Origin of the sequence: Pseudomonas kurunegalensis (assembly GCF_030291635.1) — a bacterium.
Lineage (GTDB): Bacteria > Pseudomonadota > Gammaproteobacteria > Pseudomonadales > Pseudomonadaceae > Aquipseudomonas > Aquipseudomonas monteilii.
Genome location: NZ_CP127871.1, coordinates 3,999,765 through 4,021,184 on the forward strand (window position 1 = coordinate 3,999,765; position 21,420 = coordinate 4,021,184).

At 61.4% G+C, this 21,420-nt stretch carries 32 protein-coding genes; 30 read left to right on the forward strand and 2 right to left on the reverse strand.

The window, feature by feature from the left end:
- The 25 genes from gpM to QQ992_RS18360 all read left to right on the forward strand — a co-directional run bounded on the left by gpM (position 1) and on the right by QQ992_RS18360 (position 18,322).
- Positions 1 to 702, forward strand: a complete 702-nt coding sequence (gene gpM, locus QQ992_RS18240) for a phage terminase small subunit (RefSeq protein WP_286110591.1) — start codon at positions 1 to 3, stop codon at positions 700 to 702.
- Positions 703 to 802: 100 nt separating this feature from the next.
- Positions 803 to 1,264 (forward strand): head completion/stabilization protein, encoded by a 462-nt coding sequence (locus QQ992_RS18245; RefSeq protein WP_286110592.1) that lies wholly within the window; start codon positions 803 to 805, stop codon positions 1,262 to 1,264.
- Positions 1,264 to 1,476, forward strand: coding sequence for a DUF7415 domain-containing protein (locus QQ992_RS18250; RefSeq protein WP_286110593.1), 213 nt, complete (start codon positions 1,264 to 1,266; stop codon positions 1,474 to 1,476). Before QQ992_RS18245 ends, QQ992_RS18250 begins: the two co-directional genes overlap by 1 nt.
- A gap of 5 nt (positions 1,477 to 1,481) precedes the next feature.
- Positions 1,482 to 1,694, forward strand: a complete 213-nt coding sequence (locus QQ992_RS18255) for a tail protein X (RefSeq protein WP_286110594.1) — start codon at positions 1,482 to 1,484, stop codon at positions 1,692 to 1,694.
- 33 nt (positions 1,695 to 1,727) lie between these two features.
- Complete coding sequence (locus QQ992_RS18260; protein ID WP_280045692.1) at positions 1,728 to 2,042, forward strand: phage holin, lambda family; 315 nt, start codon at positions 1,728 to 1,730, stop codon at positions 2,040 to 2,042.
- Entirely contained in the window at positions 2,039 to 2,878 is an 840-nt protein-coding gene (locus tag QQ992_RS18265) for an N-acetylmuramidase family protein (protein ID WP_286110595.1), read from the forward strand. Before QQ992_RS18260 ends, QQ992_RS18265 begins: the two co-directional genes overlap by 4 nt.
- On the forward strand, positions 2,875 to 3,087 hold the full coding sequence (locus QQ992_RS18270; RefSeq protein WP_286110596.1) for a hypothetical protein: 213 nt from the start codon (positions 2,875 to 2,877) through the stop codon (positions 3,085 to 3,087). Before QQ992_RS18265 ends, QQ992_RS18270 begins: the two co-directional genes overlap by 4 nt.
- Before the next feature lie 294 nt (positions 3,088 to 3,381).
- Entirely contained in the window at positions 3,382 to 3,648 is a 267-nt protein-coding gene (gene lysC / locus QQ992_RS18275; protein WP_286110597.1) for an Rz1-like lysis system protein LysC, read from the forward strand.
- A complete protein-coding gene (locus QQ992_RS18280) occupies positions 3,632 to 4,081 on the forward strand; it encodes a phage tail protein (RefSeq protein ID WP_286110598.1) in 450 nt (149 codons plus the stop codon). Before lysC ends, QQ992_RS18280 begins: the two co-directional genes overlap by 17 nt.
- A complete protein-coding gene (locus QQ992_RS18285; protein ID WP_286110599.1) occupies positions 4,074 to 4,529 on the forward strand; it encodes a phage virion morphogenesis protein in 456 nt (151 codons plus the stop codon). The genes QQ992_RS18280 and QQ992_RS18285 overlap by 8 nt, the downstream gene beginning before the upstream one ends.
- Positions 4,530 to 4,590: 61 nt before the next feature.
- Complete coding sequence (locus QQ992_RS18290; RefSeq protein ID WP_286110600.1) at positions 4,591 to 5,163, forward strand: phage baseplate assembly protein V; 573 nt, start codon at positions 4,591 to 4,593, stop codon at positions 5,161 to 5,163.
- Positions 5,160 to 5,504: a GPW/gp25 family protein gene (locus QQ992_RS18295; protein ID WP_286110601.1), complete on the forward strand. Its 345-nt coding sequence runs from the start codon at positions 5,160 to 5,162 to the stop codon at positions 5,502 to 5,504. The genes QQ992_RS18290 and QQ992_RS18295 overlap by 4 nt, the downstream gene beginning before the upstream one ends.
- Positions 5,501 to 6,418, forward strand: a complete 918-nt coding sequence (locus tag QQ992_RS18300) for a baseplate J/gp47 family protein (protein WP_286110602.1) — start codon at positions 5,501 to 5,503, stop codon at positions 6,416 to 6,418. The genes QQ992_RS18295 and QQ992_RS18300 overlap by 4 nt, the downstream gene beginning before the upstream one ends.
- Positions 6,415 to 7,050 carry a phage tail protein I gene (locus QQ992_RS18305; protein ID WP_286110603.1) on the forward strand — a complete coding sequence of 212 codons (636 nt, stop codon included), beginning with the start codon at positions 6,415 to 6,417 and terminating at the stop codon, positions 7,048 to 7,050. The genes QQ992_RS18300 and QQ992_RS18305 overlap by 4 nt, the downstream gene beginning before the upstream one ends.
- Positions 7,040 to 9,052 carry a hypothetical protein gene (locus QQ992_RS18310; RefSeq protein WP_286110604.1) on the forward strand — a complete coding sequence of 671 codons (2,013 nt, stop codon included), beginning with the start codon at positions 7,040 to 7,042 and terminating at the stop codon, positions 9,050 to 9,052. Before QQ992_RS18305 ends, QQ992_RS18310 begins: the two co-directional genes overlap by 11 nt.
- Before the next feature lie 14 nt (positions 9,053 to 9,066).
- Positions 9,067 to 9,873, forward strand: a complete 807-nt coding sequence (locus QQ992_RS18315) for a hypothetical protein (protein ID WP_286110605.1) — start codon at positions 9,067 to 9,069, stop codon at positions 9,871 to 9,873.
- Positions 9,874 to 9,941: 68 nt separating this feature from the next.
- Positions 9,942 to 11,144: a phage tail protein gene (locus QQ992_RS18320; RefSeq protein ID WP_286110607.1), complete on the forward strand. Its 1,203-nt coding sequence runs from the start codon at positions 9,942 to 9,944 to the stop codon at positions 11,142 to 11,144.
- Positions 11,141 to 11,647, forward strand: a complete 507-nt coding sequence (locus QQ992_RS18325; protein ID WP_286110609.1) for a phage tail assembly chaperone — start codon at positions 11,141 to 11,143, stop codon at positions 11,645 to 11,647. The genes QQ992_RS18320 and QQ992_RS18325 overlap by 4 nt, the downstream gene beginning before the upstream one ends.
- 109 nt (positions 11,648 to 11,756) lie before the next feature.
- The gene (locus tag QQ992_RS18330) at positions 11,757 to 12,926 is read left to right on the forward strand and encodes a phage tail sheath protein (protein ID WP_286110610.1); all 1,170 of its coding nucleotides are present in this window, start codon (positions 11,757 to 11,759) and stop codon (positions 12,924 to 12,926) included.
- Positions 12,927 to 12,941: 15 nt separating this feature from the next.
- Positions 12,942 to 13,457, forward strand: a complete 516-nt coding sequence (locus tag QQ992_RS18335; RefSeq protein ID WP_286110611.1) for a phage major tail tube protein — start codon at positions 12,942 to 12,944, stop codon at positions 13,455 to 13,457.
- 24 nt (positions 13,458 to 13,481) lie between these two features.
- Positions 13,482 to 13,862, forward strand: a complete 381-nt coding sequence (locus QQ992_RS18340; protein ID WP_286110612.1) for a phage tail assembly protein — start codon at positions 13,482 to 13,484, stop codon at positions 13,860 to 13,862.
- An 8-nt stretch (positions 13,863 to 13,870) separates the two neighbouring features.
- Positions 13,871 to 13,990 carry a GpE family phage tail protein gene (locus QQ992_RS18345; RefSeq protein ID WP_286110613.1) on the forward strand — a complete coding sequence of 40 codons (120 nt, stop codon included), beginning with the start codon at positions 13,871 to 13,873 and terminating at the stop codon, positions 13,988 to 13,990.
- The gene (locus QQ992_RS18350; protein WP_286110614.1) at positions 13,980 to 16,610 is read left to right on the forward strand and encodes a phage tail tape measure protein; all 2,631 of its coding nucleotides are present in this window, start codon (positions 13,980 to 13,982) and stop codon (positions 16,608 to 16,610) included. The genes QQ992_RS18345 and QQ992_RS18350 overlap by 11 nt, the downstream gene beginning before the upstream one ends.
- A 6-nt stretch (positions 16,611 to 16,616) precedes the next feature.
- Positions 16,617 to 17,057 (forward strand): phage tail protein, encoded by a 441-nt coding sequence (locus QQ992_RS18355; protein WP_286110615.1) that lies wholly within the window; start codon positions 16,617 to 16,619, stop codon positions 17,055 to 17,057.
- A 29-nt stretch (positions 17,058 to 17,086) separates the two neighbouring features.
- Complete coding sequence (locus QQ992_RS18360; RefSeq protein WP_286113965.1) at positions 17,087 to 18,322, forward strand: phage late control D family protein; 1,236 nt, start codon at positions 17,087 to 17,089, stop codon at positions 18,320 to 18,322.
- Between the two features lie 258 nt (positions 18,323 to 18,580).
- Here QQ992_RS18360 and QQ992_RS18365 read toward each other — a convergent pair whose 3' ends face one another.
- Both QQ992_RS18365 and QQ992_RS18370 read right to left on the reverse strand, forming a co-directional pair.
- Positions 18,581 to 19,213 (reverse strand): hypothetical protein, encoded by a 633-nt coding sequence (locus QQ992_RS18365; protein ID WP_286110616.1) that lies wholly within the window; start codon positions 19,211 to 19,213, stop codon positions 18,581 to 18,583.
- A gap of 72 nt (positions 19,214 to 19,285) precedes the next feature.
- Positions 19,286 to 19,615, reverse strand: a complete 330-nt coding sequence (locus QQ992_RS18370) for a helix-turn-helix domain-containing protein (RefSeq protein ID WP_433963122.1) — start codon at positions 19,613 to 19,615, stop codon at positions 19,286 to 19,288.
- A 94-nt stretch (positions 19,616 to 19,709) separates the two neighbouring features.
- Here QQ992_RS18370 and QQ992_RS18375 point away from each other — a divergent pair, with 94 nt between their 5' ends.
- The 5 genes from QQ992_RS18375 (at position 19,710) to QQ992_RS18395 (ending at position 21,417) form a co-directional block, all read left to right on the forward strand.
- The gene (locus tag QQ992_RS18375; RefSeq protein ID WP_210172355.1) at positions 19,710 to 19,922 is read left to right on the forward strand and encodes a DNA-binding protein; all 213 of its coding nucleotides are present in this window, start codon (positions 19,710 to 19,712) and stop codon (positions 19,920 to 19,922) included.
- Between the two features lie 29 nt (positions 19,923 to 19,951).
- Positions 19,952 to 20,434, forward strand: a complete 483-nt coding sequence (locus QQ992_RS18380; protein WP_286110618.1) for a YmfL family putative regulatory protein — start codon at positions 19,952 to 19,954, stop codon at positions 20,432 to 20,434.
- 41 nt (positions 20,435 to 20,475) lie between these two features.
- Positions 20,476 to 20,733, forward strand: coding sequence for an ogr/Delta-like zinc finger family protein (locus QQ992_RS18385; protein WP_433963123.1), 258 nt, complete (start codon positions 20,476 to 20,478; stop codon positions 20,731 to 20,733).
- Positions 20,730 to 21,098 carry a hypothetical protein gene (locus tag QQ992_RS18390; RefSeq protein WP_286110620.1) on the forward strand — a complete coding sequence of 123 codons (369 nt, stop codon included), beginning with the start codon at positions 20,730 to 20,732 and terminating at the stop codon, positions 21,096 to 21,098. Before QQ992_RS18385 ends, QQ992_RS18390 begins: the two co-directional genes overlap by 4 nt.
- A gap of 76 nt (positions 21,099 to 21,174) precedes the next feature.
- A complete protein-coding gene (locus QQ992_RS18395) occupies positions 21,175 to 21,417 on the forward strand; it encodes a hypothetical protein (RefSeq protein WP_286110621.1) in 243 nt (80 codons plus the stop codon).
- Positions 21,418 to 21,420 lie beyond the last annotated feature (3 nt).

Below are 21,420 nucleotides of genomic sequence, written 5' to 3' on the forward strand. Positions count from 1 at the left end.
ATGGCCCTGACCCTTTCGCAAACGAACCAGCTGCGCAAGCGAGCCGCCAAGGAGGCGGCAAGCGCAGCACCGGCCGCCCTGATGGATGGGCTCAATCAGTACGAGTTGATGCTTGCCAAGCTGCAGCAGGATCAGTTTCGGTTGAAGCAGATCCAGTCGATTCAGAGTAAGTGCCTGCTGAAAGCGCAACTGATCGGCGAGTACAAGCCCTATATCGACGGCGTCTTGTCGGCTGGCCGCGGCGCCCAAGACGATGTGGTTACCACCATCATGCTGTGGCGCTTCGATGCCGGCGACTGGGATGCAGGCCTCGATGTGGCGGCCTACGTGCTGAAGCATGGCCTGAAGATGGCCAACCGTTTCGATCGCACCAGTGGCTGCCTGATTGCCGAGGAAGTCGCCGAGAACGCCCTCAAGGCGCAGAAAGCGGACAAGCCGTTCCCGATTGACATCCTGCTCCGCACTGCCGAGCTGACGAAAGACCAGGACATGCCCGATGAGGTCAGCGCCAAACTGAAACTCGCGCAGGCCCGGGCCACCCTGAGCGGGCTTGATCTAAGCAACCCGGGCGAGCCGGGTCAGCTGCAGCGCGGGATCGACCTACTCAAGGCCGCGATCGAGCAGGACGCCCACTGCGGCGGCAAGAAAGAACTGGAGGCCGCCGAGCGCCTCCTGAAGAAACTCGCTGGCCCTGCCAGCTAACCGAGCGTCCCACGCAACCCGGCGGCTCGGGACGGATCAGCGGCCATTGGCTCAGCTGTGAAGTCCCGACCACCGCCGACCTATTCCAGAGCACGCGATCATGAGCGGATTTATTGCCGGAGCCCCTGCGGCTGCCGGGCTGATCAGCAGCGACCCGTTCTGGCCAGGCATCGACCTGGACGAACTACGGGCAACCCTGCGCATCGACTCCAGCGTCTCCCCGGCCCGCCTCGAAACTGCGGTCGTTGCCGCGATCATCAATGTCAATCGCGAGTTGAGCGCCTGGCGCCTCGGGAAACAGGCCGAAGGCATTGCAGCCCTGGTGGATGTCCCGGGCGAGAAGATCCAGGACAAGTCCGCATACGAGCACCTGTACCTGCGTGCTGTTCAGGCAGCGGCCGGGGCTGAGGTGTGCGAGCGGTACCGCGGCTATGACACCACAGCCAGCGGTGCCAAAAATGCCGAAGAAAACACTCCGACGATCGACGACTACCGGCGTGATCAGCGTTGGGCGATTCGCGATTTCCTCGGCAAATCCCGTACCACCGTGGAGCTACTTTGATGAGCGCACCAAAATTCATCGACTGGAATGAGATCTCCGATCGAGGCCTGTTGGTACGGATCAACCGCGAAATCATGCATCCCCTAGGCCTGGCCGTCGCTCGCGACCCTGCAACCGGTAAATCGCCAGGCGCCGTGGTTTCCGATGACGGTCCTTTCGTCTACGCCGAAGACATCCTGTCGGTTCCGTCCCACGAATCGGCCGAAGGCTAACAGCCATGGCCGAGCAGAAGCGCACCCAGCAAAACGACACCGTCGACGCACTCTGCTGGCGGCACTACGGCCGGACGGCCGGCGTGGTCGAGGCCGTGCTCAATGCCAACCCCGAGCTGGCCAGCCACGGTGCCGTTCTGCCTGCCGGCCTGCTCATCACCCTACCCGACATCCAGACATCGGCGCCCGAGCGCCAGATGGTGAGCCTATGGGACTGATCGTGCCCCCCACTTCACCAAGGAAGGAAAACCATGCCTGACCGTCCCGATACCTGGGCGTTTTTCGCCACCTGGCTTGAGCACAACTGGCCAAGCCTGTACGCCGGCGCGCTGGCCATCATCATCGCGGCCCTGCGGGTGATCTACGGCGGCGGCTCGATTCGCCGGACTGCCGTGGAGGCCCCACTGTGCGGCGCCCTTGCTCTCTCCGTCAGCCACGGTCTGTCGCTGGTCGGAATTCCCCTCACTGCCGCGCCGTTCTTCGGCGGCGTGATTGGCCTGCTGGGCGTCGAGTTCATCCGGGCTGCGGCGCAAAAATTCTTCACGCGTAAGGAGCAACAGTTGTGATCACCCTCCGCCACGGCGACCGCTCCCAAGCGGTTCGCGATCTGCAGCGCAAGCTGAATGCCAAGGGCGCCAAGCTTGTCACCGACGGTGACTATGGCGACTCAACCGAAGGCGCCGTACGCGCCTACCAGCTGAAGGTTGGCCTGGTATCGGATGGGGTGGCCGGGCCCAAAACACAGGCCAGCCTGATGGGCCTGGATGTTCAGAAGCTGCTGAAACACTCCGACCTGGTCAAGGCTTCTCAGCGGCTTGGCGTACCGGTAGCCGCGGTGTATGCCTTGAACGAGGTCGAATCCCAGGGCTGCGGCTTCTTCGACAACGGCAAGCCGGCCATCCTGTTCGAGCGCCACGTCATGTATGAACGCCTGCAACTGGCTCGCGATCCGGCGGATGACCAGGAGCAACTGCGCCGGCGCGCTGCCGACCTTGCCAAACAGGCACCTAACCTGGTCAACCCGAAGGCCGGCGGTTACATCGGTGGCACCGCTGAGCATCAACGTCTCGCTCAAGCGCGCCAGTTCGACGAGCAAGCCGCACTGGAGTCGGCAAGCTGGGGCGCCTTCCAGGTGATGGGTTACCACTCGAAGAGGCTCGGCTATGCCGATGTCCACGACTTCGTGGCAGCCATGAACCGCAGCGAAGCGGACCAGCTGGAGGCGTTTGTGCGCTTCATCGAAGCCGACCAGATGCTGCACAAAGCGTTGAAGGCCTTGAAGTGGGCGACCGTGGCCAAGCTCTACAACGGCCCCAACTACCAGCGAAACCTGTACGACGTGAAGCTTGAGCGTGCCTTCGAGCGCCACCAGGACCGCGCGCTTGTCCAGGGGGCCGCATGAACTACAAAGAGCTGCTCGAAGGCCTCGCGGTGCACCGTCTCCAACCGAACGATGTCCTGGTCTTACCGGATGATTTCAACCAAGACCATTTCGAAGATCTTCGGAAAGCCCTGCACCAGCTCAACGCCTCACCTTGCCTGGTTGTCATCGGTGATGTGGAGAAGCTGGAAGAGTCCGACATGAACGCATTGGGCTGGTACCGGAAATGATTGACCTGCGCCCTGCCCCACTGCTGCTCGCCGGCGCCGTAGTGATACCGCTGGTTCTCACCCTGGCGGTCTGGGGCATCGATCAGTATCTCGATGCCAATGACGCAAAGACCAAGCTCCTCGAAGAGCAGATCGCCACCGCGCAGACCACGGCAGAGCGCAATCTCGCCAACACCAACCAACTGATAGCCACCCTGACGACCCTCCGCGACGGCCAGGCCAAGCTGCTGATGCTCCAGGGCGAGCTGCGCACGGGCCTGGCGCAGCGCGAGCGCCAGATCGAGGACCTCAAGCATGAAATCAAGGAACTGCAGGAGTGGGCTGACCGTCCTCTGCCTGGCGCTGCTCGCCGGCTGCGCGAAAGACCCGTCATCATCGGCGCCGACGCTTACCGTAAGTGGTTGTCCGGTAGTGGTGCCGTGCACCCTCCAGGCGACGGCTCCGACCAGCAACGGTCAGTTGCTGACTGACCAGGAGCGCACCGAGCTGGCCTGGGCCGAATGTGCTGCCCAGGTCGACCGTGTCTATGAGCACCAGGTGAAACATGAACAAACCCGATAGCTTGCGTAAGCACCTGCTGGAAGCCGTGCCCGGGTTGGCCAACAACCCAGATTGCCTGCTGATGTTCATTGACGAGGGCAAGGTTCGTTCGATCGCCACGGCCGCCCTGTCCTTCGAGTACGGCTACAACCTGCAGATCATCCTGACCGACTACGCCGGTCACCCGGACAGCGTCTTCATCCCGCTGCTGGGCTGGATCAGGGTCAACCAGTCTGAGCTGATGGAGAACCTGACCAACTCAGCCGAGGGCGTGAAATTCGAGGCCGACATCCTGGACAACAGCAAGGTCGACTTCAGCATCTCGCTGGCCCTGACCGAGCGGGTGATCGTGAAGGATGTAGACGGGGTGCAGACGGTGAAACATGCCGGCGAGCCGCAACGCAACCCGAACTGGCCGGGTGAAGGCCCGGAATGGATCGTGCCAAATGTCTGAGCTCGATGCCCTGGAAGACTGGGCCGGTCCGATCCTGCGCCGTCTGGAGCCCGCCGGCCGGGTAAAGCTGGCCCGCTCCCTGGCGCAGCAGCTGCGCCGCAGCCAGCAGCAACGGGTGGCCGCCCAGCGCAACCCTGATGGCTCAGCCTTCGCCCCGCGCAAGCCCCACAAGCTGCGGGAAAAAGCCGGCCGGGTGAAGCGCAAGGCCAAGATGTTCCAGAAGATGCGCACCGCGGCCTACCTGAAGGCCAGCGGCGACGGCCGCGCCGTGACGGTAGGTTTCACCGGCCGCATTGCCCGGATCGCCCGCGTTCACCAGTACGGCCTGCGTGATCGCGTGGCACCCCGCGGCCCTATGGCCAATTACGAGAAGCGGCAACTGCTGGGCCTAAGCAACGCCGACCTCGATCTCATCCGCGACGGCATGCTCGCGCACATCAGCCTGTAACCTCCCTTCCTACAAGCCGGCCAGGCTGCGCCCGCGCGCGTGTAGCGCGATCCTCGCCGGCATGAACGACATCGCCGAACTCAATCGCCTCGTAGAAAACCTGATCCGCCTTGGCACCATTGCCGAGGTGCAGTTCTCGCCGCCCCGGGTAAAGGTGAGCACCGGCGGCATCATGACCACGTGGTTGCCCTGGATTTCCCCGCGTGCCGGCGCCGACCAGGTGTGGGACCCGCCCACTGCCGGTGAACAGGTGCTGCTGTTCTCGCCCAGCGGGCAGCTGGCCAACGGCGTGGCCGTGACCGGGCTATTCAGCGACAAGATCCCTGCAAACGGTGACCGCACCGGCCTGTATCGCCGCACATTCGCCGACGGCGCTGTCATCGAGTACGACAGCGAAGGCCACCACCTGAGCGCTGTCCTGCCTGAAGGCGGCACCACCAGCCTGATCAGCAAGGGCGGCATCCACTTTGAAGGGCCGATCACCCACATCGGTGACTACACCCAGACCGGCAACCAGACCGTCACCGGCGAAGTGAACGTATCCGTGGACGTAGTGGCTGCGGGCATCAGCCTGGTCGAGCACACGCACGGCGGTGTGATGACCGGTCCTGGATCTACGGGAGTCCCCCAATGAACAGCCTGACCGGCGGCAACCTCGGTGAAAGCGAGCATATCGCCCAGTCGATCGCGGACATTTTGACCACGCGAATCGGTACCCGCGTTATGCGCCGAGAGTACGGCAGCCTGCTGCCCGACCTGATCGACCACCCAGCCAACGATGTGACCCGGCTCCGGGCCTATGCGGCCACCGCCATGGCGCTGGCCCGCTGGGAGCCCCGCATCCTCATGCATCGCGTTCAGCTACAGAGCGCATCGCTGCAGGGCCAGGCCGTCATGGACATCGAGTGCACGGTCGTTGACACCAACGAACCCTTGAAGCTGAGCGTTCCGCTCCAGTTGGGAGCCATCGTATGAGCACCTGGACCCCGATCGATCTCTCACAACTGCCAGAACCTTCAGTGGTCGAGATCCTGGACTACGAAGTCATCCTGGAAGAGCGCAAGGCCCACCTGATCAGCCTGTGGCCTGCGGAAGAGCAAGCCGATATCGCCCGGCGCCTTGAGCTTGAGTCCGAGCCACTCACGAAGCTGGTGCAGGAAAACGCCTATCGCGAAATGATCTGGCGTCAGCGCGTCAACCAAGCGGCACTGGCCAACCTGCTGGCTTACGCGACAGGCACCGACCTGGAACAGCTGGCTGCCAACTTCAACGTCGAGCGTCTGCTCGTTACGGCGGCAGACTCGAATGCCATCCCTCCAATCGCTGCCGTTTGGGAAACAGACGATGCGCTGAGGGAGCGTACCCAGATGGCGATGGAGGGCCTGAGCACAGCGGGCCCGCGAAATGCCTACATCCTGCACGCCCGAAACGCATCCGGCCGTGTAGCTGATGCCAGCGCGATCAGCCCTTCCCCGGCATGCGTCACCGTCAGCGTGCTGTCTGTTGACGGTGAGGGAGTACCAGACCAGGACCTGCTGACTTTGGTCAGAAATGCGCTGAATGATGAGGATGTGCGCCCGCTCGGTGACCGACTGACCGTGCAGGCGGCTCAGGTGCTGCCCTACTCGATCACGGCGACGATTCACCTGGGTAGCCTCACAGCTGAGGCCGAGCTGATTGAAGCCCAGGCCCGGGATCGGCTGACCAAGCTCGTAACCAAACGGCGCCGCCTGGGCCTCGATGTCCGCCGATCCGCCCTAGACGCCGCCATGCATGTCGACGGCGTGCGCTTTGTCGAGCTAGCCGGCTGGACGGATATCGTCCCGAACGAAACGCAAGCCCCGTGGTGCACGGCCATCAACCTCACGGTCGTAGAGGTTGGCGAATGAGCGGTCAACAGACCCTACTTCCCAAAAATACCACCGTGCTCGAACAGCGCACGGCGGAAGGCTTGGCGCATATCGACCGTGTTTCGGTGCCGCTGCGCGACCTATTGAGTCCGGATCGATGCCCTGAGCCGCTACTGCCTTACCTGGCTTGGGCACTGAGCGTCGACCGCTGGCACATGACCTGGCCAGTAGAGACCAAGCGCAAAGCAATCAAGGATGCCTACTTCGTCCACGCCCACAAGGGCACGATCGGCGCCCTGCGGAGAGTCGTTGAGAATCTTGGCTACGCCCTGGAAGTCAGCGAGTGGTGGCAGCAGACCCCGGAGGGCACTCCGGGCACGTTCTACATCAGCATCGACCAGCGCGACTTGCCGATGCCCGACGAAATTCAGCGCGAACTGCAGCGCCTCATCGAGGACGCAAAGCCGCTGAGCCGCAAATTCGACCACATCACGATCAATGGCCGGCTACTCGGCCCAAGCCGCGTCGTTGCTGCAATTGCGAGCTCTGACGCCGCCGACCTGATCTACCCGAAGCGATACATCACCGACCTGGCACCCCGTGAGCGGGGAGCCAGCCGGCTGCATGCCTTCGTCAATACCACAGTACCCGAGGCAGTAAATGGCAAATAACGAGACTATTCCCGAGCGTGAAGAGGCAATGGTTACGCGGGGTGAGGCGGCGATGGAGCTGCTGCACGTCTTCATTCACGGTGACGCGGTGACAGACGCCGATACGGAGAGCGGCGCTTTGCCCTCTTTAGCCAAGCAGGTACGCCTGCAGGCAGAGAAGGTTGTTGCTGCGCTGGAGCTCGTCGCCGGCCAGCTGGCCGGCGCGATGATCTTCAGTTCTGTGGACAAAGCGCTGCTTGCCACCCCGGATGACGGCTATTTCAGCCTGAGGGCCGCGCAAGAAGGCTACATCGACCTTTACAAGAATGTCGGTGGCACGGCGGTCTACCAAGACACCTGGCCTTCTGCTGCCCAGGTCAAGACCGTTTCCGACAGCACTAAATATGCCGTCGAGGCCGCGGTGCGCCGCAGCCTGGAACTCAAGTATCCGTGGCTGATCACTGATGAAGTGATGAATGTCATCCTGGGCATCCGGGATGATGGCGTTGTTGATGCCATCCTTGACCGGATGCCTGGGCTGACACTGATCAGTGACTATGCCTGGGTCATGACCGATGACAGCGTAGAGCAGACGGTCCTACTGGGCGTGAAGTGGTCCGGCGACGTGGTGATCAATGGTGCCGTGATTGCACACCAGAGCGCCGTCGCTGTGTGGGAGGACGGCCCCTCTGGCCAGCGCGACATCTGGGCTTTGGTCGATGCAGTCCCCTACCAGTTGACCTCGTCGGGCGACAATGCTTCGCCTGCAGTACTGGCTGACAGCATCAGCTACGTCGAGCGAAAGGGAAAAGTGTCGCGCAAGACGATCGATATCCCAACGCCCGGGAAGCTGGCGGACTACGTCAACGTCATCTGGCACATCATTTTCAACGGTCAATCGCTGCAGTGCGGGATCGGTTCTGGCACACCAGCAACCTCCCAGCCACCAGCCGCGAATCGGCTGCTCACGCTCAAGGATGGTGTTCAACTCGCAGATGAAACCGGCGTGCTGACTGCCGATATGGTTGCGCCATTCAAGCCGCTGGTAGCCAAAAGCTTGGAGCCGCCGGCACTGCAAGTGGCCGCGCACCTGAACCGCACCCGCGCGCTACCAAGTGACGTGGGGCTGCTGACGAGCATGCACGGTCGCGGCGGGCAGAGCATCCTCTCGCTCAACAAGGGGACCATTCCCTACAACAACAGCCTGACCGCGATGACCGAGGCCAAGGCTGAGTGCGCCCGCTTGGGTTACGGCTACAAGGTGCCCTTTGTCAGCTGGAACCAGGGCCAGCACGATGGCGGCTGGGCCGCTGGTCGCTACCTGACCGCTTTGCTTCAGCTGCAGGCTGATTACCAGGTCGACATTCAGGCCATTACTGGCCAGACCGAAACCATCCCGCTGCTGCTGACCCAGATGAGCAACTGGACGGCGCCCACCTACAAGCGGGAATTCAGCAACATCCCCCATGAGCAACTGCAGGCCGCGCTGGAGAACCCCGGTCGATTCGTCATGGCTGGCCCGCAGTACTGGATGCCCAGCAACAACGACGGCATCCACCTGCCAGCATCCTCCTATGCACGAGATGGCGTCATGGTCGCGCGAGCTGCCCGGGCAATCCTCAGTGGCCAGAAGTGGATGCCGTTGCACTGCGTCGAGGCGATCCGGAGCGGCACTGTCGTGGAACTCCGTTTCCACGTTCCGAGCGGCCCACTGGTCATCGACACCGTGAACGTCCTTGACCCTGGCAACTACGGCATTCGCTGGATCGACAGCGCGGATAGCGCCTCAGTGATTGCCGTCGAGCAGGTTGGCTACGACACGCTGCGGGTGAAGTTGAGCGCCGAACCGACCGGGGCCAACCCTCAGGTCGGCATCGCTGACATTGGCGAGGCCAGCACCCGAGCGGGTCCAACCACAGGCCCGCGCACCTGTATCCGTGACAGCGCGCCCGACCTGGATCTCAACGGACTGCCCGTCTTCAACTGGGCTTGCCACCAGCGCGTAGCCGTCTCCCTCATTTAACAACAGGAATCACCATGAATATTCGAGGCCAACACATCGTTCTGCGCGGCGTAAAAGCACCGGCCGCGCCGGGCTCCGTAAAGCTGAATACCTCTGCTGCCGACCGGATTCTGGCCGGCATGCCCTATGTGCACCGAGTAATGGCACCAAAGAACTTGAAGAACATCGATGGCGGTGGTGTATCTGGCAACTGCCAGGTCAGCGGCGAGCCCTTCATCCTGAAAGGCGTCCAGCCGTTCACCCTGCGGGTTGAAACCTTCAACGGTAAGCCCGTGCTCTCCCAGGCCAATACGCTCTATCAGGCCTCGCTGGCATTCCAGCCAGGTAGTGGCCGCAAGTCGTACACCGCCGTGATGGTCGTCAGCGTGGCCGATCCGACCGACCGCGTGAACTTCATGATGTCGTACACGGATGAAACGCCGATCGCCACGGTGCTTCGCTACGACATCACCACCGACTCGCCAGACCAGAAAAAGCTGGTGGCCTACGGGAGCAACAACAACCCCGCCCATGCATCGGTGCAGCGCCCGGCTGGCAACTTTGCAGTGGTCGTGGTTGATTACAACGACGCCACCCGCGTTGTGTCGATCGCCGTCAACCAGGCGGAAGCCTTCGTGGAGCAGGTCAAGTCGGTGAATCACCCGGTGGTAGCGGACAAGAGCTACTTCGAAATCGGCTATCACGGCAGCGTAAACAGCTTGCGCGCCGCCAAGGTTGGGGATGTCTACCTGTTCGAAGAATCGCTTCGCACAAGCCCGGCAGCGATGGCGGAGCTGGTGAAGCTGGTAGCCGCCCTGAAAACCGAATACGCCATTGCCTGAAGCGATAGCGCCCAATTCCAGCTCCGCGTTAGTGATACCAGCTGACGCGGGCAAAGGACTCAACGGCCATGTCTGACTATTACTGCATCCTGACGCCCGAGGGCCGGAACAAACTGGCCCGGGCAGCTCTACTCAACCAGCCCCTGCTTATCGACCGGATGGCTGTCGGGGACGGCAATCCGCTCGAAACCCCTCCTGAAGACGACCAGGTCAACCTGGTGCACGAGGTGTACCGCGCACCGCTCAACAAGCTCTACACGCCAGAGGAAGACAATTCTGTGGTGATCGCCGAAATGGCTATCCCCACAACTGCCGGCGGCTGGCAGGTGAATGAGATTTCCTTAATCGACGCTGAGGGCATCGTCATTGCCATCGGAAATTATCCGATGACCTGGAAGCCGCCGTTCACAAGCGGGACAGGTCGCGTCCTGTTGATCCGAATCATGCTCGATGTCACCAATGCCACCGATATCGTGCTGATAATCGACCCAGCAGCCGTGATGGCCACTGAACAGCATGTGAGACTTGTGGTGGACGACCTCCGCGAATATGTCGACCAGACCACCGGCGTTCAAGCGGGTATCTACACCAAGGTCGAGGTTAACGTCCGCGGGCAAGTGATTGCAGGTTGGAATCCTGACACCCTCGCGGGCTATGGCATCGTGAATGCCTACACCAAATCCGAGATCGACTTGCTGCTCTCCCAGAAGGCCAACAACGCTATAACCCTCGGCGGCTATGGCATTGGGGACGCATACACCAAGGTCCAAGTCGATGGTTTCCTCGCAACCAAGCAGCCCAATCTCGGGTACACACCCGTTCAGCAAGGTGGTGGCGCGTACCAGGACAGCGTTACGAAGGTGTATCTGGGCTGGTCGACAGACCACCTGCGAGCTCAGGCAGGCAGCCAAGACCTCGGCCGAATCTGGACAGAGACCAATAGACCGAAGAACACCGCTGCGTTTGGCAACCCAGCTTGGTGGCGCTGCGCGGACACCGGCACCGTCCGGCAGCGCGGCGTGGCTCCGATCATGACCAACATCATGGAGCAGCGGGTCACCTTCCCCGCCGCCTTTGCGGAAAACCCGGTGGTTACGCTCGGGGGCATGACCTCGACCGCTGACGTGAACCCCAGTACCGAGAACAAGACCGAAATCCAAGCCAGCATCGTGGCGCTCGACAACACCGGATTCACCCTGGCCAGCCGCCGCCTGGGCGGTTCTGACACTGACTACGTCACCGTTATGTGGCAAGCGGAGGGCCGAGCATGAGAATTTTCTACCGTGCGATCGATGGTGGCTTCTACTTCGAAGAATGGTTTGGCCCGCGTGAAATCCTGGTACCGGACCCGCAATGGCAGGCCGAGGGTGACGACCAGGTCGCGCCGCTCGTTGCCATTGCGAACCCTGACTGCAGGTTACCGCCGGCTGAAGAGCTTGTTGAGATCAGCGCCGATCTGCACCAGGAACTCTTGGCCGGCGAGCAAAGCGGCCTGGTGATCAGAGCTGATGACCAAGGCTTCCCGGTCAGTGCCTCAGCAAATCCGGCCTCTGAGGAACAGCTAGCCGAGCTCGAACGCCTCTGGCGCGATACGACCCTGACCGCGACCGACGCCCTGGTGCAGCGACACCGTGACGAAGTCGAGGCAGGCAGTGACACCACGCTGACGCCCGACCAGTACCAGGAGCTGCAGGCCTACCGGCTCGCGCTACGTGACTGGCCGGAAAATGAAGCATTCCCGTCGGCGCTGGATCGACCGGCGGCACCGGCCTAGCTGGCCGGTCAGTTGTAAGGCCCCCGCCTACAAGCCGCTTTGCTCGTCTCGGGCGCGCGCGTGCAGCAGCCTGTGCAGGTATCCCCACTCCACTGCACAGGCACTTCCCATGGCCGACTACCTCCACGGCGTCCGGGTCATCGAGCTTTCCGATGGCACTCGCCCGATCCGCACCATCCCCACCGCTGTAATTGGTCTGGTCTGCACCGGCGAAGACGCTGATGCAGCCACCTTCCCTTTAGACACGCCAGTCCTGGTCACCAACGTGCAAACCGCCGTGGGCAAGGCCGGCACCACCGGCACGCTGAAAAGCAGCCTGCAGGCCATTGCCGACCAGACCAAGCCCTATGTCATCGTCGTGCGCGTCAAGGAAGGCGCCACCGAGGCCGAGACCAACACTGCTTTGATCGGCACCACCACGGCCGATGGCAAGTACACCGGCATGAAGGCCCTGCTGGCAGCCAAGGCCAAGGTCGGTATGGTCCCGCGCATCCTCGGTGTGCCCGGCCTGGACACCCTGCCCGTGGCCACCGCGCTGGTCTCTATCGCCCAGGACCTGCGAGCGTTCGCCTACATCAGCGCCCGGGACAGCAAGACCAAGGAAGAAGCGGTGGCTTACCGCGAAAACTTCGGTGCCCGCGAGGTCATGGTGATCTGGCCGGACTTCGAGAGCTGGGACACCACAGCGAACGCCCAGGCCAAGACCCACGCAGTTTCCCGAGCCCTGGGCCTGCGCGCCTTGATCGATCAACAGATCGGCTGGCACAAAACCATCTCCAACGTGGCCGTCAACGGCGTGACCGGCATCAGCGCCGATGTCTTCTGGGACCTGCAGAACCCGGCCACCGACGCCAATTACCTCAACTCCAACGAGGTCACCACCCTCATCAATGAGAGCGGCTATCGCTTCTGGGGCAGCCGGACCTGCTCGGAAGACCCGCAGTTTGCGTTCGAGAACTACACCCGCACCGCGCAGATCCTGGCCGACACCATGGCCGAAGCGCACATGTGGGCGGTGGACAAGCCGATGACCCCCAGCCTCATCAAGGACATCATCGAGGGCATCAACGCCAAGTTCCGCGAACTCATCACCGCGGGCTACCTGATCGGCGGTAGCTGCTGGTACGCCGAGGAAGCGAACGGCAAGGACACGCTGTACGCCGGCAAGCTCACGCTGGACTACGACTACACCCCCGTGCCGCCGCTGGAAGACCTGACCTTCCGCCAACGCATCACTGACAGCTACCTGATGCAGTTCGCCAGCAGCATCAACGCCTAATCGGAGAAAACCAGCATGGGTATGCCCAGCAAACTCAAGAACCTCAACCTGTTCAACGACGGCAACATCTACCAGGGCGTAGCGAAAACCGTCACCTTGCCGCCCCTTGGCCGGAAGATGGAGAGCTACCGCGGCGGTGGCATGAATGGCCCGGTGAAGGCCGACCTGGGCATGTCGGATGACGGCATCCAGCTCGAATGGACCACCGGTGGCCTGGATCTGATCTCGCTGCGCCAGTTCGGTGCCATCGGTGCCGCAGCCTTCGGCCTGCGCTTCTCGGGTGCATACCAACGTGACGACACCGGTGAAGTCTCCACCGTCGTGGTCGTGGTGCGCGGCCGGCACGAAACCATCGAGATGGGCGAAGCCACACCAGGTGAAGACACCGAGCACTCCATCACCACCACCTGCAGCTACTACAAGCTGACCGTGGACAACGAAGACATCATCGAGATCGACCTCTTGAACTTCATCGAGAAGGTCAACGGCGTCGACATGCTCGAAGCCCAGCGCCGCGCCATCGGCCTCTAACCCCACTGCACACAAGGAAGCACCATGGAAACCGTCGACAACAACGCCGAAAACCTCGAATTCCAAGGCCCAGGCACCGGCCAAACCACGGTCGAAGTCGAAGCCAACGCAGCACCCGCCGCCCCGAACACCGTCACCCTGGACACTCCGATCAAGCGTGGTTCGCACCTGCTGAAAGAAATCACCCTGCGCAAGCCAGCCTCGGGCGAGCTGCGCGGCATTCACCTGGCCGAGCTGCTCAACATGGACGTCACCAGCCTGATCAAGCTGCTGCCCCGCATCACCCAGCTGACCGCCCCTGAAGCGGCCCAGCTCGACCCTGCCGACCTGGTAGCCATCGGGGTGAAAGTCACCGGTTTTTTGCTGCAGAAGCAAACGAAGACGGACGCCTCCCTGCTTGCGTAGAAGACGCCATGGCCGATCTGGCCGTGATTTTCCACTGGGGGCCAGCGGACATGGACCTGCTGACCCTCACCGAACTGATGGATTGGCGCGAGCGAGCGCGGGTTAGGAGCGGCAACAATGGCAAATGATCTACGGCTGAGGGTGGTGCTGGACGCGGTCAACAAGGCCACCGCCCCACTGCGGGAGATCAACCAGAGCGGACACCAAACCGCCCAGGCGCTCAAGGCCACCCGCGAGCGCCTCAAAGAGCTGAACGCACAGCAAAAGGACGTCAGTGCGTGGCGTCAACAGCACACCCAAGCACGCCAGACCGCTCAGGCCTTGGACGAAGCGCGGGCAAAGGTCCGGCAGATGGGCAAGGATATGTCCGCTGTCGAGAACCCCACCAAGCAGATGACGGCCGAGTTTCAGGCCGCCATCAGGGCCACCAATGCGCTGAAGCAACGGCAGCAGGAAGAGCAGGAGGCGCTGCGGGGATTGCAGCGCCGGCTCGGCGAGGCCGGTATCAGCACGCGCAACCTCAACCAGCACAATGCCGCCCTGCGCCAGGAAATGACGCAGGCCAACCACGCGATCGAGCAGCAAGAGGCCAAGCTCAAACAACTGGCGGCGACCCAGCGCAGGGCAGCCGAGGCCAAGGCCAGGCTGGAAAAAGCCCAGGGTCGGGCAACCACCATGGCCGGTGCCGGCGCAGTCGGTATTGGCGTAGGCGTAGGTATGGGCATGGCCGGGGCAACCCTGATGGCGCCCCAGATGGAGCTTGCCCGGCAGGGATCGCTGGTCGCCGCCCAGTCCGGAGACTCACCCGAGCGTGCCGGTCAGTACGCACAGATCATGCGCAACATCCGCACTGACGGCCAAAGCACCGACATTGCCGAGATCAGCGAAGCGGTATCGGCCGCAAAAAGCACGCTTGGCTCGCTGGGCACATTGGGCGACCAGGAGCTGGATGCCGCCTCTCGGAAAGCCCTGGACCTCTCCAAAATTATGGGCATCGATGTAGCCGAAAGCATTCAGATGGTCGGCATCCTGATGAAGAACGGCCTGGCCAAGAGCAGCGATGAGGCGTTCGATCTGGTCGCCGCCGGCATGCAGAAGGTGTCAACGCAAATGCGGGGCGAGATCCCCGAAATCTTGCACGAGTACTCCACGCACTTCCGCGGGATGGGCTTCAGCGGATCGGAAGCGATGAGCCTGCTGGTGAAGATGTCCCAACAGGGCAAGTTCGCCTTGGACAAGACCGGAGACGCGATCAAAGAGTTCTCGATCCGCGGCTCCGATATGTCGAAAACCAGCACCGAGGCCTACGCCTCGATCGGGCTCAATGCCGGAAAGATGTCCACTGCAATCGCCAAAGGTGGCGACGACGCCCGCCAGGCGCTGCAGAAAACCGCACAAGCGCTGTTGCGCATCAAGGACCCGGCAGAGCGTTCCAACGCGGCTATCGCCCTGTTCGGCACGCCCGTTGAGGACCTGGCAATCGACCAGATTCCGGCCTTCCTACAGGCGCTGGCAGCAACTCAGTCCTCGCTGGGCGAAACCGCCGGCGCCGCCGATAAGATGGGCAAGACCTTCCGGGACAACCTTTCGGGTGACCTGGACAAGCTCACCGGCAGCTGGGGGGCGCTGATCGGTGCGCTGATGGACGGCCAAAATGGTCCACTGCGAGAAATGGTGCAGTCAGTGACGGAAGTCACTGGCAGGGTACGCACCTGGATCGAAGCGAACCCCGAGCTGGCTTCGGGTATTGCCAAAGGTGCAGCAGCGCTAGCTGTTCTCGTCACCGGTATGGGTGCACTCACCGTGGCGCTGGCCAGCATGTTGGGCCCATTTGCGATGGTCCGGTACGGCATGACGCTGTTCAGCATCAAAGGGGCCTCGATGCTTCCAGTGCTTGGCAAGCTGGCAACCACGCTGGGCGGAGGGCTGCTTACGGCAATTCGAGCGGTGAGCATCGCCTTGTGGGGACTTTCGGCCAACCCAGTGGCGCTCGCCATTGCCGCGGTCGTGGTCGCGCTGGCCGGGGCTGCCTATCTGATCTATCGCAACTGGGACCAGGTGAAGCAGTACTTCGCCAGTTCCTGGAGCGAGATCCGTACTGGCTTCAGTTCTGGCATCGGCGGGATTCTCACCGTGCTGGCGAATTTCAGCCCGATCGGCTTGATCTACCAGGCATTTGCCGGCGTATTGAGCTACCTAGGCGTAGACCTGCCAGCCAGGTTCACCGGCTTCGGCGGGATGATCGTCAGCGGCCTGGTCAACGGCCTGGTCGGCGGGCTGGGGAAGATCAAGGAGACCATCAGCTCACTCGGCGAATCGACCATCGGTTGGTTCAAGGAAAAACTTGGCATCCACAGCCCATCCCGGGTGTTTGCAGAGCTCGGCGGGTTCACGACTGAGGGCCTGGCACTCGGCCTTGATGCCGGCGCAAAAGCCCCAATCGACGCGGTCACCCGCATGGGCCGGCAACTTTCCCAAGCCGGCAGCTTCGACCTGAAGGCGGCAGTACCGGAGCTGGCGAATAACCCAGGCGTATCGGCCGCCGGCGGCATCACCATGGACAACCGGCCACCGATCGGTGCCGCCCCACCTGTGGTCAACGACAGTCATGACACCTACCACATCACGATCCCCGCGCCGGCCGGGATGGACCCACAAGCCATCGCCCGGGCCGTGGGGCTGGAGCTGGATCGCCGCGAGCGCGAGAAATCCGCCCGCCGGCGCAGTAGCCTGTACGACCAGGAGTAACCAACCATGATGCTTGCCTTGGGCATGTTCGTATTCAGCCTGGACACCCTGGCCTATCAGGAGATGAACCGGCAAACCGATTGGCGGCACGCCAGTAGCAATCGGGTAGGTGCGCAGCCAGCCCGGCAGTTTGTTGGCCGCGGCGATGACAGCGTGACCCTTCCTGGTGTGCTGCTGCCCGAGCTGGCGGGCGACATCACCTGCCTGGATGAACTCAGGGGGATGGCCAACACGGGTAAGGCCTGGCCGATGGTCGATGGTAACGGCCGTATGCGCGGTCTGTACGTCATCGAGAGCCTGAGCGAAGGACAAACGCTGTTCTTCCAGGACGGCACCCCACGCCGTATCGACTTCACCCTTTCCCTGCAAAGAACGGATGAGGGCCGTGTGGACCTCCAGGAAGGTACAGCCAACCGCAATTCCCGCATTCTGAGACAGCTATCGTGACCGAGGAAGAACAACGCGTCGCTTCAGTCATGCGCGAAGCAAGGGCCGCGCTCAAGCGGGATGCTGCCTACCCGGCCCCCGCTTTCCGGCTGACAGTTGATGGGAAAGATATTGCCAAACTCATCAGTCCTCGGCTGATTTCCCTGCAGCTGACGGATAACCGAGGTATCGAGGCGGATCAGTTCAGCCTGAGCCTGAGCGACCACGACGGCCTGCTGGAGATACCACCGAAGGGCGCGACTATTCGCCTGTGGTTGGGCTGGAGCGACACAGGCCTGGTCGACAAAGGCACCTACACTGTCGACGAAACCGAGCACAGCGGGTCACCGGACACGCTCAACATCCGTGCACGCTCTGCCGACCTGGGCAAGGGTTTGAAGACCAAGCGCGAGCGCAGCTGGAACAGCACCACGCTTGGCCAGGTGCTCGCCGACATCGCCAGTGCCAGCGGCCTCAACACCAACATTGCGCCGGCAGTTGCTGAGCGTGCGGTAAAGCACCTGGACCAGGCCAACGAGTCCGACGCAAACCTGCTCACCCGCCTCGGCGAGCTGCACGACGCGGTCATCACGGTCAAAGCTGGGAAGCTGCTGTGCTTACCAGCTGGTGGCGGTAAAACACCCAGCGGCTTGGCGCTTCCTCATGTGACTCTGACTCGGGCCGACGGCGACGGCCACCGTTTCCTGCAGGCCGATCGGGACAGCTACGATGGGGTGAAAGCCTTCTACTACGACGTAGGCAGCACGAAAAAGCAGGAAGCGATTGCCGGCGGCGGCGACAAGTTCAAGGAGTTGCGTCACACGTACAGCGATCGGGATTCAGCCCTTCGGGCTGCACGCTCGGAGCTCAACCGCCTTCAGCGCGGCAGTGCAACGCTTAGCTACAACCTAGCCAAGGGTCGCGCCGACCTGATCCCGGAGCTGACCTACAGTCTGCACGGCGTAAAAGCGGAGATCGGTGCCATTGTCTGGTACGGCGGGAACGTACAGCACAGCCTCACAGCTGACGGCGGCTTCACGACCAGCCTGGAGCTGGAGAGCAAGCTGCCAGAGGACACTGTGGATGGCCTCTACGAAGAACCGAAGAACGGAGTTTTCACGGGCGTGGTGGCGTTCTACAAGGACAAGGCCACAGGCAAAGAGTTGTCTGTAGTGTCGGGAGATTCAACGACTCCCAAGCGTATAAAGCGTGTTTTCGACAGCAAGGAAGCGGCCAAGAAAGCGGCAGATAAGGAGTGGGAAAAATTGCAGAAACAAACGACTTGAAAAAAAGAAGCCCGGCACGAATGCCGGGCTTCTTCTTACAGCTCCATTACTCAGCCGACTGCGAAAGCACCTCCAACAACCTCATCAAGTCTTCTTTTCCCTGCTCGTCCAGAGTGCGCAGAAGTTCGATAAAGAGGCGTTCCAACTGGGTAAGGTTTTCCATCATAGGTACTCCATTTCCATAAGACATATGCGGCATCGGAGATACCGCACACTGCCAAGCGGGAAGTAGGAGCACCTCCACTAGTTACCCTTGAACTAGATCGGAGCAGCCATAAACCAGGTGCCCATGATGTCTGTTGGCTTTACGCTCAACTTGACCTGTCCATAGGTTTTTGGATTACCGTCGATCATGGCCGGCAACCCCTTGAATACATCTCGATGGTCCGCATCAGGCGTAGCGGCTGCCAGCGCTGCGCTAGCAATCATCATGATCTCAAGACCTGATGCCGGCTTACCGTCACCTGCGCCAATCAAAGTCACATCGAGTAGATCGCCAGTCTCCTTGGAGACTCCAGCGACCAGCGATGCATACGGCCCCAACTTGACGTTGAGTACGTTCTGCACCTCACCCTCAGCAATCGAGTTTGGATCTACACGATACGGCTTCTCAAACTTTTCAAGCAGCGAATTTATGCGGTCGGCGTATTGAGCTGGGGTCATATGCAAAGACTTGATCTCAACAACTTCTGATTTCTCAGGAGATTTGCTTTCAATTATTCCTGCTTCTATCGACATGCCCACCAGGAAGAACGCCATAAAGCAACCAGCGAAGCTGCCCGCAACATTCCTAATAAACCATCCGCGCCCACTTCTTTTCATGCGGCTCGCAAGCCACCACCAGGTGCCAACGGCAACGCCGAGGCACAACAGCCCAATCAATCCATCCATACATCGTCCTCGACAATCAACCGGCCCCCATGGCCGGCCACAGCAATCCATTCAGCTCATAAATTTCAGCTGTTACTTCAACGAGTGCACCCTTGCGAAGGCGCGCGCAGTGCGTAACAAGACTGCCCTGTCAGCCTCATCAACAGATCGGAGGATCTCCACGAACTCAGTTTCCTCCGCTGTGAAGCTGGAGGACGGCTGTAGCGTTCTCACTCCGGTGATCACGTACAGCACGTCCACCCCCTGCGCAGCTGCTGCAGCCAGGTAGTTCGAATCAGGGCTGCGCTCGCCCTTTTCGTAGTTGTACTGGGTGTTTTTAGACGCCCCCGCAAGCGCAGCAAAGTCCGTCTGGTTCAACCCCAGACGCTCACGTTCTTCTTTCAGGCGCTCGCCTATTCCCACAAACGTCTCCATAGACGATTGACTTTCCCTCAAACGAGGGAAATAATCGCCACAGCATCACACGAAACCACACGAAATCACACGAACCGAGACTATGCCCAACAGCTACCCCACCGAGCAAGCGTGCCAAGCGGCCCGTGCTCGAATCGCGCGACAAGGAATCTCAGCGAAGGAATGGGCCGAGCAGCATGGCCTCAGTCCATCCACCGTCTACGCCGTGCTCAACGGTCAGAAAAAGTGCCTTCGAGGCGAGTCTCACCGCGCAGCAGTGCTGCTCGGGATCAAAGACGGCGAAACAGAAAACTAGCCACCCTGGCCCAAGGAAGAAACCAGAACATGAAGACCCCCGTTCTAGAAACCCTGCGCCAGGTTGTCAGCGCCGTTGTGTGCGCTTACCCGGGCGGCCGTGAGTGCGCAGCTGCACACCTCGGATTTCAGCTGAAGCAGTTCGACAACCGTGTGTATGAGAACGCCGGCAGCCGACCTTTGAGCTATGACCAGATCCACCAGCTGGAGCAGGTAGCCAACACCACCCACCTACCTGAGTTCATCGCTCGACTTTATGGCGGCATGTTCGTGCCACTGAGCAAAACTGAGGACCTGGACAACGTCGAGCTGTTCCGCCGCTCACTGAAGACTGACGCCAAGCTAGGTCACATCGACCAGCTCATCGCTGCTGCGATAGAGGACGGCGTTATCGACCCCTGTGAGGCGATGACCATCATCCAGGCCCTGACTCGCTACTTCGCCGCCCGCACCGCTGAAGTCGCTGCAACCATCCAGCTCTACAGCCCAGTGAATGCAAGGGGTGCGAAGTGAGCAGCGCCTACAAGCTCGTATGCCCCCACTGCAACAGCAAGATGCGTATTCGGACCAGCGAAGGTACCCACATTTTCCTGCGTATTGCGTACCTGCAGTGCGTGAACGAAGCCTGCGGCTGGTCAGTACGGGCCCAGTTCGAAATGACCCATGAAATGAGCCCAAGCGGCATGCCGAACCCTTCTGTTCAGCTTCCCGTAGCGCCTATCGCAATCCGCCGCCAGGCCATGAAATCCGCTTCATCTGACAACCAGCCCGATTTGCTCGACCAGTTGACCATGGAGGCAGTAACCGCATGAACGCCATTGCCCTGACCACCAATCACGAAACCGACTACCGGGACGCCATGCAGTGCGCTGCTGTGGCTTACCTCTTCCGGCGCGAAGGCCTGCACCTTTCTGGTGACCACCAGGTGGTGGAGATCTGCAGCGCTTACCTGGCCCAGACGCTGGAGGTTCCGGCTCACCTGGTGCAACGCATCGCCGAGCTGGCTGTAGCTGAGTTCGAAAGCAAGACCACCAAGCGGCTGCAGATGATAGGGGTGTGCGCATCCAGTGGGATCTTCCGCCCAAGGCTCATCTTGTTGGACACGATCACCCAGCACCGATACCAGGTGCCGGCACGCTATCTACCGCGCCGCATGCTCCACCACCGCGACAGCTGAAGTAACCCCGAACAACCCCTTCCCGATGCCCCGTTCCGCGTGGGTAAGGGGAAACTGCATTCAATTGGTGGCAACCATGACCAAAATCACCATCCAGCTGGAGCTGGACGAGCAGCAGGCAGAGCGATATCTGCAATGGCTCAACTCCCAGTACAGCAGCACCATGGCCGAGGTTTGGCACTCGGATCGCTATCGCCACGTCCCAAGCGGCGAGCGCGGGCCCAAGGTACTTCGGGATGTTCCTCATCTGGTCGGGATTGGCCGCACCTGTCGCGAGCTGAAGAAGCAACTTGCATGCACTGGGGAGCGCTTCCAGTGAACC